At 72.4% G+C, this 11,637-nt stretch carries 9 protein-coding genes; all 9 read right to left on the minus strand.

Going from position 1 to position 11,637, the window contains the following annotated elements; genetic code table 11:
* Window positions 1-90 precede the first annotated feature (90 nt).
* The 9 genes from ACZ6JY_RS25660 to ACZ6JY_RS25700 all read right to left on the minus strand — a co-directional run bounded on the left by ACZ6JY_RS25660 (window position 91) and on the right by ACZ6JY_RS25700 (window position 11,529).
* Complete coding sequence (locus ACZ6JY_RS25660) at window positions 91-744, minus strand: response regulator transcription factor (RefSeq protein ID WP_469199248.1); 654 nt, start codon at window positions 742-744, stop codon at window positions 91-93.
* 225 nt (window positions 745-969) lie between these two features.
* Window positions 970-3,177 carry an ABC transporter ATP-binding protein gene (locus ACZ6JY_RS25665; RefSeq protein WP_469199430.1) on the minus strand — a complete coding sequence of 736 codons (2,208 nt, stop codon included), beginning with the start codon at window positions 3,175-3,177 and terminating at the stop codon, window positions 970-972.
* Between the two features lie 54 nt (window positions 3,178-3,231).
* Window positions 3,232-3,456 carry an MbtH family protein gene (locus ACZ6JY_RS25670; RefSeq protein ID WP_469199250.1) on the minus strand — a complete coding sequence of 75 codons (225 nt, stop codon included), beginning with the start codon at window positions 3,454-3,456 and terminating at the stop codon, window positions 3,232-3,234.
* Between the two features lie 54 nt (window positions 3,457-3,510).
* Entirely contained in the window at window positions 3,511-4,392 is an 882-nt protein-coding gene (locus tag ACZ6JY_RS25675) for an alpha/beta fold hydrolase (RefSeq protein WP_469199252.1), read from the minus strand.
* A gap of 21 nt (window positions 4,393-4,413) precedes the next feature.
* Window positions 4,414-5,811 carry a (3,5-dihydroxyphenyl)acetyl-CoA 1,2-dioxygenase DpgC gene (gene dpgC, locus ACZ6JY_RS25680; RefSeq protein WP_469199254.1) on the minus strand — a complete coding sequence of 466 codons (1,398 nt, stop codon included), beginning with the start codon at window positions 5,809-5,811 and terminating at the stop codon, window positions 4,414-4,416.
* Complete coding sequence (dpgB, locus tag ACZ6JY_RS25685) at window positions 5,808-6,605, minus strand: enoyl-CoA-hydratase DpgB (protein WP_469199256.1); 798 nt, start codon at window positions 6,603-6,605, stop codon at window positions 5,808-5,810. Before dpgB ends, dpgC begins: the two co-directional genes overlap by 4 nt.
* A gap of 14 nt (window positions 6,606-6,619) precedes the next feature.
* Window positions 6,620-7,729 carry a 3,5-dihydroxyphenylacetyl-CoA synthase DpgA gene (gene dpgA / locus ACZ6JY_RS25690; RefSeq protein ID WP_469199258.1) on the minus strand — a complete coding sequence of 370 codons (1,110 nt, stop codon included), beginning with the start codon at window positions 7,727-7,729 and terminating at the stop codon, window positions 6,620-6,622.
* A gap of 73 nt (window positions 7,730-7,802) precedes the next feature.
* On the minus strand, window positions 7,803-10,112 hold the full coding sequence (locus tag ACZ6JY_RS25695) for an aminotransferase class I/II-fold pyridoxal phosphate-dependent enzyme (protein ID WP_469199260.1): 2,310 nt from the start codon (window positions 10,110-10,112) through the stop codon (window positions 7,803-7,805).
* A gap of 223 nt (window positions 10,113-10,335) precedes the next feature.
* Complete coding sequence (locus ACZ6JY_RS25700) at window positions 10,336-11,529, minus strand: prephenate dehydrogenase (RefSeq protein ID WP_469199262.1); 1,194 nt, start codon at window positions 11,527-11,529, stop codon at window positions 10,336-10,338.
* Window positions 11,530-11,637: the final 108 nt, after the last annotated feature.

Consider the following 11,637-nt stretch of genomic DNA (forward strand, 5'->3'; position numbering starts at 1 on the left):
GGACCCGCCGGGGCCCGCGGCGCGAGAGCAGCCCCCCGGCCGGCCGGGGGCGGCGACGGGAGATCCTTTCGGACCAGGCACCCGGCGTCATCAGATCCGGTACCCGCCGCGCGGGACGGTCTCGATGACGGGCGGGGCACCGAGTTTGGTGCGGAGCCGGTTGATCGTCGCCTTGACCGTGGTGGTGAACGGATCGGCCGCCTCGTCCCACACGCGGTCCAGGAGCTCCTCGGCCGACACGACGCGGCCCTGAGCCCCCATCAGGCACTCCAGGACCCCGAACTCCTTCGGGGTCAGGGGGAGGCGCTCGTCGGCGCGGGTGGCGACCCTGCGCGCGGGGTCGAGCCGCAGGTCGCCGTGGACCAGGATCGGCGGGACGGCGGTCGCGGAGCGGCGGGCCACCGCCCGGATGCGGGCGACCAGTTCGGCGTAGGCGAAGGGCTTGGGGAGGTAGTCGTCGGCGCCGAGCGTCAGGCCCTCCACGCGGTCGGCGATGGTGGCCGACGCGGTGAGCATCAGTACGCGGGCCGGGGCGGGGCCCTCCAGGAGGGTCCCGCAGACCTCGTCGCCGTGGATGTCGGGGAGGTCCCGGTCGAGAACCACCACGTCGTAGTCGACGACGGAGGCGTGTTCCAGCGCGCCTTTTCCGTCGTGCACGACGTCGACCGCCATGCCCTCCCTGCGCAGCACTCTGGCGACGGACGCCGCCAGTTCGACATGGTCCTCGACCACCAGCACCCTCACCCGGTCACCCCCAACTAGCGTGCGCTGCGGCCGGGACGAGTGGGCTACGGCGTCGGATCACGCGGCTGACCACGATGCCCGCGCCGAGGTCACACACCGGTCACACCGCGCCCCCGCCGTGTGCGAAGCACATTCAGCTCCAACGTACCCCCCGCGAAGGCCCGGCATCCGCGACACCGTCGTGAGGCGTCGCGGATGCCGGGCTTCCGTGTCCCCGCGGGCTCGCTACCCGCCGCGGACCCTCGGGCCAGGACCACCCGGGCCGCCGGGGCCGGGGCCGCCGTTCGGACCCGGGCCGGGGCCGCCGTCCGGGCCGGGGCCCGCGCCGGGCGGCAGCAGGAAGAGTCCGGGGCCGCCGGGACCGCCGGGCATGGGGCCTTCCGGGCCGCCGTGCAGGACGGGGCCGCCGACCGGTTCGGGCACGGGTTCGGGGCGTGGCTGGTCGCCGTTGCCGTTGCCGTTGCCGGAGGCCTGGCGGGCGAACTGGGTGCGGTAGAGCTCCGCGTAGAGCCCGTTCATCGCGAGGAGCTCCTCGTGCGTGCCGCGCTCCTGGACCCGGCCCTCGTCGATGACCAGGATCTGGTCGGCGTCCCGGATGGTGGAGAGCCGGTGGGCGATCACCAGGGAGGTCCTGCCGCGCAGCGCGGTCTTCAGGGCGCGCTGAAGGGCCGCCTCGGACTCCGAGTCGAGGTGGGCGGTGGCTTCGTCGAGGACGACGATGGGCGGTGCCTTCAGGAGCAGCCGGGCCATGGCCACGCGCTGTTTCTCGCCGCCGGAGAGGCGGTAGCCGCGGTCGCCCACCACGGTGTCGAAGCCGTCGGGCAGCGCTTCGATGAGGTGGTAGATCTGGGCCGCCCTGCACGCGTCGATCAGTTCCTGCTCGGTCGCGTCGGGCCGTGCGTAGGTGAGGTTGTCGCGGATCGTCGCGTGGAAGAGGTGGGCGTCCTGGGTGACCATGCCGACGGTGTCGTTGAGTGACTTCAGGGTGACGTCGCGCAGGTCGTGGCCGCCGATGCGGATGACGCCCTCGACCGGGTCGTAGAGCCGCGGCACGAGGTGGGTGATGGTGGTCTTGCCGGCGCCTGACGGGCCCACCAGGGCGGTCAGTTGACCGGCCGGGGCGGTGAAGCTGAGGTCGCGCAGGGTCCAGGAGTTCTGCCCGCGTTCCTGTGCGGGCAGGGCGATGGACTCCAGCGAGGCGAGCGAGACGTCGGCGGCCTTCGGGTAGCGGAAGGACACCCCGTCGAACTGGATCTCGGGCGCGACAGCGCCACCGTCCGCGACACCGCCACGGCCACGGACCACGACATCGCCACCGTCCCCGGCAGCCCGGCCATCCGCTGCCTTGCCGTGCTCGGCTGACGAGGGCAGTGCCACGGCGTCCGGCTTCTCGGAGATCAGCGGCTTCAGGTCGAGGATCTCGAAGAGCCGGTCGAAGCTGACGAGCGCGGTCACCAGGCTGGTGTGGGCGCCGGAGATCTGGTTGATGGGAGCCATCAGCCGGGTGAGGAGCGTGGCGAGCGCCACGAGGGTGCCGATCTGGAAGGTGCCGTCGATGACGAGACTGCCGCCGAGGCCGTAGACGAGGGCGGTGGCCAGCGAGCCGACCAGCGTCATCGTCAGGAAGAGCATCTTGCCGTAGACGGAGGTCAGGATGCCCAGGTCACGTCCGCGTGCGGCGAGGCCGGAGAACAGGCCCGTCTCGGAGGCGGGCCGGCCGTAGAGCTTGGCCAGGAGCGCGCCGGTGACGTTGAACCGCTCGTTCATGAACGAGCCGACCTCGGCGTTGACCTGCATGTGCTCGCGCATGATCCGCTGGAGGCGCTGCCCGACGATCCGGCCGGGCAGGATGAACAGCGGGATCACCACCAGGGAGATCAGGGTGACCACCCAGGAGAGGTAGAACATCGCGCCGAGCACGAGGATCAGCGTCAGCCCTGCCGAGACCACCGTGGAGAGCAGGGTGGTGACGGCCTGCTGGGCGCCGACCACGTCGGTGTTGAGCCTGCTGACCAGTGACCCGGTCTGCGCGCGGGTGAAGAACGCCAGCGGCTGCCGCTGCACATGGTCGAAGATCTTGGTGCGGAGGTCGTAGATGAGACCTTCGCTGATCCGGCCCGAGTACCAGGCCTCGGCGAACCCCACGGCCGCGCTGAGCAGCGCGAGGCCCGCGACGGCCACGGAGATCCAGACGACGAGCGAGGTGTTGCCCTTGGCGATGCCGTCGTCGATGAGGTACATGAACAGGATGGGCATGGCCACCACGTTGCACGCGTTCAGCGCGGTGACGACCAGGAGAAGGATTATGTTGAAGCGGTACGGTTTTGCGTAGGGGAGGATTCGTTTAGCCGTGCCGGCCTTGATCTGCTGCCTGGTCACCGACTCGTCCGGCCCCATCCCCCGTATCACCATCGGCCCCGGGCCGCCGATCATGGCCACGAAAACCTCCTGTTTTCGTTGTCGTTCCGGTCGGGGTTCGCCGTCGTCCTAGCTGGCGGCGTCGTACTTCTCCATCTCGTCGATGAGGCTCTTGGGGCGCATGTCCGTCCAGTTCTCCTCGATGTACTTGAGGCAGGACTTTCGGGTGTCCTCTCCGAACACGGCCTTCCAGCCGTCCGGAATCTCGGCGAACACGGGCCAGAGCGAGTGCTGGTTCTCGTCGTTGACGAGGACCAGGAAGGTGCCGTTCTCGTCGTCGAACGGATTTGGCATGACATCCCCCGTCAAGGTGCGTCGATTGGGCGTGGATTACGTTATCCGGGGCCTTCAACAGCGACAAGGCTGTCCAGATGCAAGGCCGGATTCCTGTCCGGACGTAAGGCCGGAATCACGGGAATGAACGGGCCGCCGTTCGGCGAAGAAGGCGACGATCGCCTCATTCACCGCCGCGGGATTCTCCAGATATCCGTAGTGGCCGCAGCCCGGTATTTCGGTGTAGCCGGCGCCGGGAATGCTGTGTGCCACCTCGCGGGACAGGTGCGGGCGGACGACGAGGTCGTCCTGGAAGCCGATCACCAGGCAGGGCGTGCTGATGCGCCGGTAGGCGGGGCGGCGGTCCGGGATGAGCTGGAGCCCGAGCTGGCCCCGGACGCCCGAGAGGTCCACCGCCGACATCTCCAGGACGGCGAGCCAGTCCCGCAGCAGCTCCTCGTCGTTCAGGGTCCGCGGCGAGAGGTTCTGCAGCGCCTGCACGTAGGCCATGAAGCGCGGCGGCACCTTGCCGCCCCCGCCGCCGAGTTCGAGGTCCGCCGACGTCATCGCCTCGGTCAGGGCGTCGGTGCGCCCGCTGGTGGCGAGCAGGACGGCCTGGCGTACGAGGTCGGGGCGGGCCAGGAGCAGTTCCTGGACCGCGATGGCGCCGAGAGAGTAGCCCACGACGCGGCAGGGGCCCGCGTCGAGGTGCTCGATGAGGCCCGCGATGTCCGCCGCCATGTCGTCGAGGGTGAAGTCCTCGGGGCAGGGGTCGCTCGGCGGGATGCCGCGGTTGTCGAGCGTGACCACGCGGTGGCCCGCCCGCGTCAGGGCGGGCACCTGGTGGGTGCGCCACATGCGGCCCGGTGCCCCGGTGCCGGTGACCATGACGACCGGGTCGCCGGTGCCGTACTCGTCGTAGGCGAGGTTGATCCCCCGCAGCCGGGCGATCGGCATCGCGTACTCCTCTCGGATGCGTCAGGTGGCGGGGAGTTCGGTCTCTTCGGGCGGGGGTGGCGTCCGCGGGGCGGCGGCGAAGCGGCCGACTTTGGCGATGACGTCCTGGCCGTAGATCCGCAGTGCCTGCTGGAGCGCGAACTCCGCCACGTAGGCGCGGAACGCGTCCGGCGGTTCGTCGGCGAGGTTGAGCATGCGGCGGTTGGCGAGGACGGCGGCGCCGTCGAGCCCCGCCAGGCTCCGCTCGACGGCGGCGTCCATCTCCTCGGGCTCGACGACCTCGTCGACCAGGAGCCTGGCGTCGGGCTCGGCGGCCCTGATCCTGCGCCCGCCGAGGATGACCTGGCGGGACAGGCGCGGGCCCGCGTACCGGCCGAAGCGGTAGTTGGCGACGCCGGGGATGATGCCCTCCTTGGCCGCGGGCAGGCTGAGATAGGCGTCGGACGCGGCGAGCACGTGGTCGCAGACGAGCAGGACCTGGGCGCCGCCGCCGATGGCGAAGCCGTCCACGGCGGCGACCCACGGCTTCTCCACGTACGGCGAGTGCCACTGGCCCGGGTGGGCGGTGCGTACGCCGCGGACGAGCTTGTGCAGATAGCCGAGTTCGCGGCGGAGCAGGAAGCCGACCAGCGGAATGTCGCCGGAGCTGAGGCTCTTGAGGTTGATGCCCGCGCTGAACACGCGCCGGCCGCGGTAGCGGGGGTGGCTCATCTCGGCGCCGCGCAGCAGCCCGACCCGGACGGCCGGGTCGAGCAGGGCGAGGTCGACGGCGGTCTCCATGTCGTCGACCTGGCGGCTGTCCTCGGCGTTCAGGCAGGTGTCCCGGCAGAGGGTGATCCGGGCGACGCCGTCGTCGCCGCGTTCCAGGCGTACGGACTCCATGCGGACCACGCCGGTGCGTGTGAACGCCGGCAGGAGGGCGAGGGCGCGGTCGGTGGGCCTGAGCATGGCGTCGAGGAGGTGCGGCCCGGCGAGCGGCGAGCGGAGCACGGCCCGCAGGAAGATGCCCTGGTCGATCTCGTCGCCCTCCTTGGCGGCCTGGGTTTTGCTGCGTTCGGCCGCGAGGCGGGCGTCGTCGGGCACGAGGCCGGGGAAGTCGGCCGCGGCGGCGTCCAGCAGTGCGTCGATCCGCAGCGGCACGGTGCGTCCGGCGGTCAGCCGGTCGTACACGGCGTCGGCGTACGTGTCGAGGAACGTGACCCGCAGCGTGCGCGCGGCGTCCTTGGCGGCGTCTATCTCGGCCCGCTGGTCGGCGGTCCTTGCGGGCGGTGGCGGCAGGGCCGCCGCCAGTTCGTCGGCGCGGGCGACGGCTCCGGACGAGGCGGCGAGGCCCCGCCAGCCCTCGCGCACATCCCGGTGCGCGGCTGGTGACGGCGGTCCGGCGGGCTGGGCGTGCCGCCCCGGCAGCAGCGAGGTCATGACGCCACCCCCGTGACTCCGGAGCCCTGCGGCAGGATTCCCCGGGCCCCTTGTGCGCCGCCGCCCGGCGGCGAGACTTCCCGGGCTTCGCCGCTCTGCCGCGAGCCCGCCTGTGCTCCATCCGCCGGCCGCGAGGTCTCCCGTGTCTCGGCCCCCCGCCGCAGCATGCGGTCGCAGGCCGCCAGGTGGGCGCCGAGGGCGTCCTCGAAGGTGGTCGTCGACGCGTCGAAGAGCAACTGCCGCCGGATGGCGATCTCCTGCCCCGTCAGGCCGTGGGCGAGTCCGGCGGCCATGCCCACGGCGGCCACCGATCCCTCGGTCAGTTCGTCGACGATGCCGAGGGCCAGCGCCTCGGCGGCCTCGATGGGGTGGCCGAAGAGCACGGCCCTGCGGACACGGGCGGCACCGGCGAGCTGGACCAGGCGGTAGCCGGCCATGCCGGGCCAGGTGGCGGTGGCGTCGCGCGGGACGAGGAGGCGGCTGCCGGGGGCGGCCACGCGCAGGTCGGCGGCGAGGAACGCGTCAAGCGCGGTGCCCCCGCAGTCGCCGTGCGCGACGGCTACGGTGGCCGTGGGCAGGCGTTCGAGGCGGCGCAGGGCGCGCTCCCACTTGGTGACCAGCATGACGTCGAGGCCGCCGGTCCAGTCGCCGTCCGGTGCCCCGGTGACGTGGACGACGGCTATGCCGTTCCCGTCCTGGTCCTCGGTCCGGTCGCAGAGGTCACCGACCGCCTTGACGGCCGTGGCCGAGAGGGGCTCGGAGCCGTCCAGCTCCAGTGCGTGCAGGGGTTCCATGGTCTCGTCAGTCCTCACCATCGGATCAGTGCCGTCTCGATCGTGGAACCCGGCCCCATGGTCATCAGCACCCCGTGGTCGCCGGGCCGGGCGGCCTCCTCCTCCAGGAGGCGTTCGTAGGAGAAGAGGAACGAGCCGCTGGACACATTCCCCTGGTCGCGCAGGACACCGACCGTGTGGCGCACGTCGTGGCGGGTCAGACCGAGGTTGACCACGACGGCGTCGACCACCTTCTTGCCGCCGGAGTGCACCAGCCAGTGCCGGATGTCGCTCCTGCGCAGTCCTGTGCCGTCGAGCAGCCGGTCGACGACGAGTTCGGCGTGCGCGCCCACGACGTACGGGATCTGCGGGTCGAGGAAGAAGCTGAACCTGCCCTGCTCGCGGTCCCAGTCGTAGCGCATCGCGTCCAGTGCCTCGGGGATGATGCAGCTCGCGAACTTGAGGACGCGCGGGCCCCGCTCCTCGGCCGGGCCGCTCGGCGGCTCGGTCGCCGCGGGCCCGGTGCGGAGGGCTACCGCCGCGGCGCCGTCGCCGAAGAGGCTGTTGACGACCGCTGTGCGCATCGTCCCGTCCACCGTGTACGCGGCGGAGCACGCCTCCACGCAGAGGACCACGGCGAGGTCACCGGGGTGTGCCGCGGACCATCCGGCCTCCACGCTCAGGGCGTTGAGCCCGGCGTTGCAGCCCATGCCGACGATGTCGGCCCTGCCGCAGTGCCGGTCGATGCCCAGTTCGCGGATGAGCAGGGCGCTGAGCCCCGGGGTGAGGAAGCCGGTGGACGTCACGCAGCACAGGTGCCGCAGGTCGGCGAGGTCGGCTCCGGCGCTCTTCAGGCAGGCGCGCAGGGCTTCGCCGCCCATCTCGACGGCCAGCGCCTTGTGCTTGTCGAGCAGGTCGCCCTGGGCCTCGGGGGCGCGTACGCCGTGGGCGTCGGCCGGGGGCAGCGAGAGGTTGCGGCGCTCGATCGCGCTGTTGAGGAAGACCGAGCGCACCTTGGGGTCGGTGATCCGGAAGGCGTCGAGCACTTCGGCCTGCGTGTACGACGTGGGGGTCACCGCGGTGCCCACCCCGATGATCTCCGGGGTCCTGACGTCGTCCCGTAAGCCGGGCCGTGTCGTGTCCATGATGGTCATCGGAAGGTCCACCCCCACATTCGCGGCTTGCTGCGACGCGGTTCTCGCATGATGTCGGTGCCGGTCACGGTGCTGTCTCCCTCGCGGTGTCGGTGCTCTCGTTTGCGGTGTGTGCGCTGTCGCTCGCGGTGTGCGCGCTCTCGGCCTCGATGAAGCGCGCGAGCCGCGCGGTGCCCTCCGCGATCTGGGCGGGCGTCAGGTAGCTGGTCGAGAGGCGGATGCCGTGCAGCCCGCCGCCGCCGGGGTGGAAGTACGTCATCGGCGTCCAGATGACGCCGAAGTCCTGCGCCGACCTGATCAGGGCCGCGTTGTCGGCGCGGAACGGCACGCGCAGGGTGAGGAAGAAGCCGCCGGTGGGTTCGTTCCAGCGGACCCCCAGGGCCTCGCGCCGGTCGTGCGGCAGATGGGTGTCCAACTCCCGGAGGGTGGCGCGCATGGCGTCGCCGTAGTACGCGGCGGCCGCGGTGTTCAGCTCGGAGACCCGCCCTTCCGCCGCGAGGAGTGCGCCCGCGACGGCGGCCTGGCTGAGCGAGGAGGTGTTGACCGTCACCATGCTCTTGATCTTGGCGAGTTCGTCCGCGAGCAGCCCGGTGCGGCCCGAGTCGTCCAGGACGGGCTGGTCGGCGACGACGAATCCGACGCGGGCGCCGGGGAACACCGTCTTGGAGAATGAGCCGAGGTGGACGACCGTGTGCCCCCGGTCCATCGACTTCAGGGTGGGCAGCGGCGGGCCCGGGCTGACCAGCCGGTAGGGGCTGTCCTCAAGGACGAGGATGCTGTGGCGCTCCGCGAGTTCGAGCAGCTCGGCGCGGGCCCGCGGCCCCATCGTCGTACCGGACGGGTTGGAGTGGTCGGGCACGACGTAGAAGGCGCGGGGGCGGCGCCCGCGGGCCCGCTCGGCCTTGACGGCCGCCTCCAGGTCGGCGCACGAGAACCCGTCGTCGCGTTCGTCGACGGGGGTGACCGTGACGTCGAGGAGGCGGGCCGCGCCGGTGATGCCCACATAGCAGGGGCTGGAGACGAGGAGTACGTCGTCGGGGCCGGAGATGAGGGCGCGCAGCACGAGGAGCATCGCCTCCTGCGCGCCGACGGTCACCACGATGGACTCGGCCGGTACGTCGATGTTCTCGTCGGCGCGCAGCGAGTCGGCGATGATCTCGCGGATCTGGCCGGACGTGGGCCCGTACTGGTACATGGCGGTGCGCACCTGCTGGGGTGAGCTGCCCTGCTCGGCGAGGTGGTCCAGGTACCGCCGCAGGTGGGTGAAGATCTGCTCGCTGTCGAAGAAGCCGTCGTACGGGCGGCCCGGCGCGAAGGAGACGGCTTCGGGGTAGCGGGAGGTGATCTCGTTGAGGAACGTCATCGTGTCGAGGACCGGGTCGGACACGCTGGCGTGCAGCTCGCTCTTGCGCAGGGGCCTGGCCGTCCGGATCGGGGCCTCTTCGGCTGGGCGTGGCCCGGTGCGGATGGCCCCGGGACCGATGTCCGTGACGGTGGCCGCGCCCGTGAACGCCATGGCGTCGGCCAGCTCGCCGATGAGGCCGCCGAGCACCTCGGCGACGCCGGGGCGTCCGCCCGCCCGGAGTCCGTCGATGACGGGGCGGCCCGCGATGACCGCGTCGGCGCCCGAGGCGAGGCAGGCGAGGACGTCCGCGCCGCGGCTGATGCCGCCGCCGAGCAGGACGGGGCAGCGGCCCGCCACGCGGGAGGCGATCTCGGGGAGGGCGTCGAAGGCGGTGACCACGATGCCGTCGGCGCCGGTGTCGACGGCGCGCAGCGCGTCCTCTGCGGTGCGCACCCCCGCGACGAGCAGCGGCAGAGCGGTCGCGGAGCGCAGCCATGCCACGTCGGACCAGTCGGTGTGCGCCCGCAGCAGTGTGCGTACGTCGCCCAGGGGCCCCGCCACTCCCAGTTCGGCGGGGGCGGCGACGCGCCGGGCACGGACGTCGTCGCGGTCACCGAGCGCGAGGAGCAGCGCCCCGAAGCCGGCGTCCTCGGCGCGCCGGGCGAGGTGCCGCCCGGTCTCCCGGTCACCGAAGGCGTAGGTCCGCAGCCAGGGCGGTACGTCGGCGGCGAGTTCGGCGAAGCTCCGCTCGGCGAAGGCGCTCACGACGGCCGGGAGCCCGGCCGCCCCGGCGGCCCTGACGACGGCGAGCTCACCGCCGGGGCGGGCCGGCGCGTCCAGCGGTCCGACGACCAGCGGAGCCGACCAGATCCGGCCGAGGATCTTCACGGCGGTCTCGGGCGGCCCCGCGTGCCCCCGCCGGCCCTGGCGCAGACCCGTGCGGTCGAACGCGTCGCGGTTCGCGGCCGCGGCTTCGTCGGCGGCCGAAGGCGAATGGCCCGGCACGGCGTCGGTGTTCTGTCCCGCCATGAAATTCCCCCAGGCGTTCGGCATTCGTCTCGGTCACCACGGTCATGGATGTCGCGATGTTCATCGATGCGTTCATCGAGGCGTTCATCGAGGCGTTCACGAAAGGCGATATCTGCCGCTCAGGCTCACACAAAAACCGACGGGCCGACAACGCGTCCAACCGCCCGATTCACGCACTTGGACGTCGCCGGACACAACGGCGCGCGGGAACCGGCGCGATATCTCATGAGCCCACCGGGCCCATGGAGGCGCCGGAGGCGTGAAGGTATTCACGTTCATCGTGAGGCGTGTGGCACAGGGGCGCGAGCCGCTCCCGTACGGCGTCCCATCCCCCGGCGGCGAGCATCGCCACGAGGCGGTCGGCGGTCGGCGGCGGCGCGGTGAACCGGACGGTGAGTCCCGCCTCCGCGAGGGCGTCGACGGTGGCGTCCTCCGCGGTGACACCGAGGCTCTCGACGGCGGCGAGCAGCCGCGCGAGTTCGCCGGGACGGTCACCGACGACCACCCGTGCCCCATGGCCTGCGCCCTCGCCGGACCCGGTCCCGGACCCGGCGTCGGCGTCGGCGCCGGGCAGCCCCGCGAGGCCCGAGACGCCTCGGTCGAGGAGGTCCACCAGGACGCGCATGCCCAGGTCGCGCTCGGGTCCGCCCCGAGTCCTGGCGAGCGCGTCGAGTGCCGGTACGAGCCGGGACAGGTCCGTGTGCAGCTCCCTGAGGACGCCGGCCACAGCCTCCGCGTTGGCCTGGAGGATGTCGCTCCAGAGCCGGGAGTCGCCGCCCGCCACCCGGGTGGCGTCCCGCAGCCCCTGCCCGGCGACCCGGTCGAGACCGGCCGGGCCCTCGCGCAGCCGGGCCGCCATCAGGCTGGCCAGCAGGTGCGGGACGTGCGAGGTCACCGCCACGGCCGCGTCGTGGTCCCGGCTGCGCATCACGACGGGGACCGCGCCGCACAGGGCGACGAGGTCAAGGGCGCGCTCGAAGGCGGCGTCCGAGGTCAGCCGGGAGGGCGTGAGCACCCAGTTGCGGTCCCGGAACAGCTCGGCGCGGGCGGCCAGCGGCCCGGAGCGCTCACGCCCCGCCAGGGGGTGGCCGCCGACATACCTCGCGGGGTCGGGAGCGCGGCGCAGCGCGGCCTGTTCGGGCCCGGCCTTCACGCTCGCCACGTCGGTGTACGCGTGGGCGATGCCCTGCTCCTGCGCCTGTGCGAGGACGGCGCCCACCTGGCTGGGCGGGACCGCGATCACGGCGAGGTCGACGGGGCCGGCGGGGGCCCGGGCGTGACCGGCGCCGAGGGCGGCGGCCACGCGCGCGGCGGCGGGGTCACGGTCGGAGAGGTACACCGTCACTCCTCGGCCGCTCCCGGCGAGCGCCACCGACGTACCGATCAGACCGGCCCCGATCACGGTCATCGTGCGCATCACTGAACATCACCCGTCCAAAAGGCCGTCGGCCATAAACCGTGGCGCCACCACCGTGAGTTCCGCCGATTTTATACACGGCCCGCCGACCGGAATTCCTTGACGGAC

The sequence above is a fragment of the Streptomyces sp. NPDC046335 genome (genome assembly GCF_055587985.1).

Excerpts from the sequence above, each read along its gene's own strand:
- dpgA (WP_469199258.1), bottom strand. The coding sequence starts at position 7,729 with ATGGACACGACACGGCCCGGCTTACGGGACGACGTCAGGACCCCGGAG.
- ACZ6JY_RS25700 (WP_469199262.1), bottom strand. The coding sequence starts at position 11,529 with ATGCGCACGATGACCGTGATCGGGGCCGGTCTGATCGGTACGTCGGTG.
- ACZ6JY_RS25665 (WP_469199430.1), bottom strand. The coding sequence starts at position 3,177 with ATGATCGGCGGCCCGGGGCCGATGGTGATACGGGGGATGGGGCCGGAC.
- dpgC (WP_469199254.1), bottom strand. The coding sequence starts at position 5,811 with ATGACCTCGCTGCTGCCGGGGCGGCACGCCCAGCCCGCCGGACCGCCG.
- ACZ6JY_RS25675 (WP_469199252.1), bottom strand. The coding sequence starts at position 4,392 with ATGCCGATCGCCCGGCTGCGGGGGATCAACCTCGCCTACGACGAGTAC.
- ACZ6JY_RS25670 (WP_469199250.1), bottom strand. The coding sequence starts at position 3,456 with ATGCCAAATCCGTTCGACGACGAGAACGGCACCTTCCTGGTCCTCGTC.
- ACZ6JY_RS25695 (WP_469199260.1), bottom strand. The coding sequence starts at position 10,112 with ATGGCGGGACAGAACACCGACGCCGTGCCGGGCCATTCGCCTTCGGCC.
- dpgB (WP_469199256.1), bottom strand. The coding sequence starts at position 6,605 with ATGGAACCCCTGCACGCACTGGAGCTGGACGGCTCCGAGCCCCTCTCG.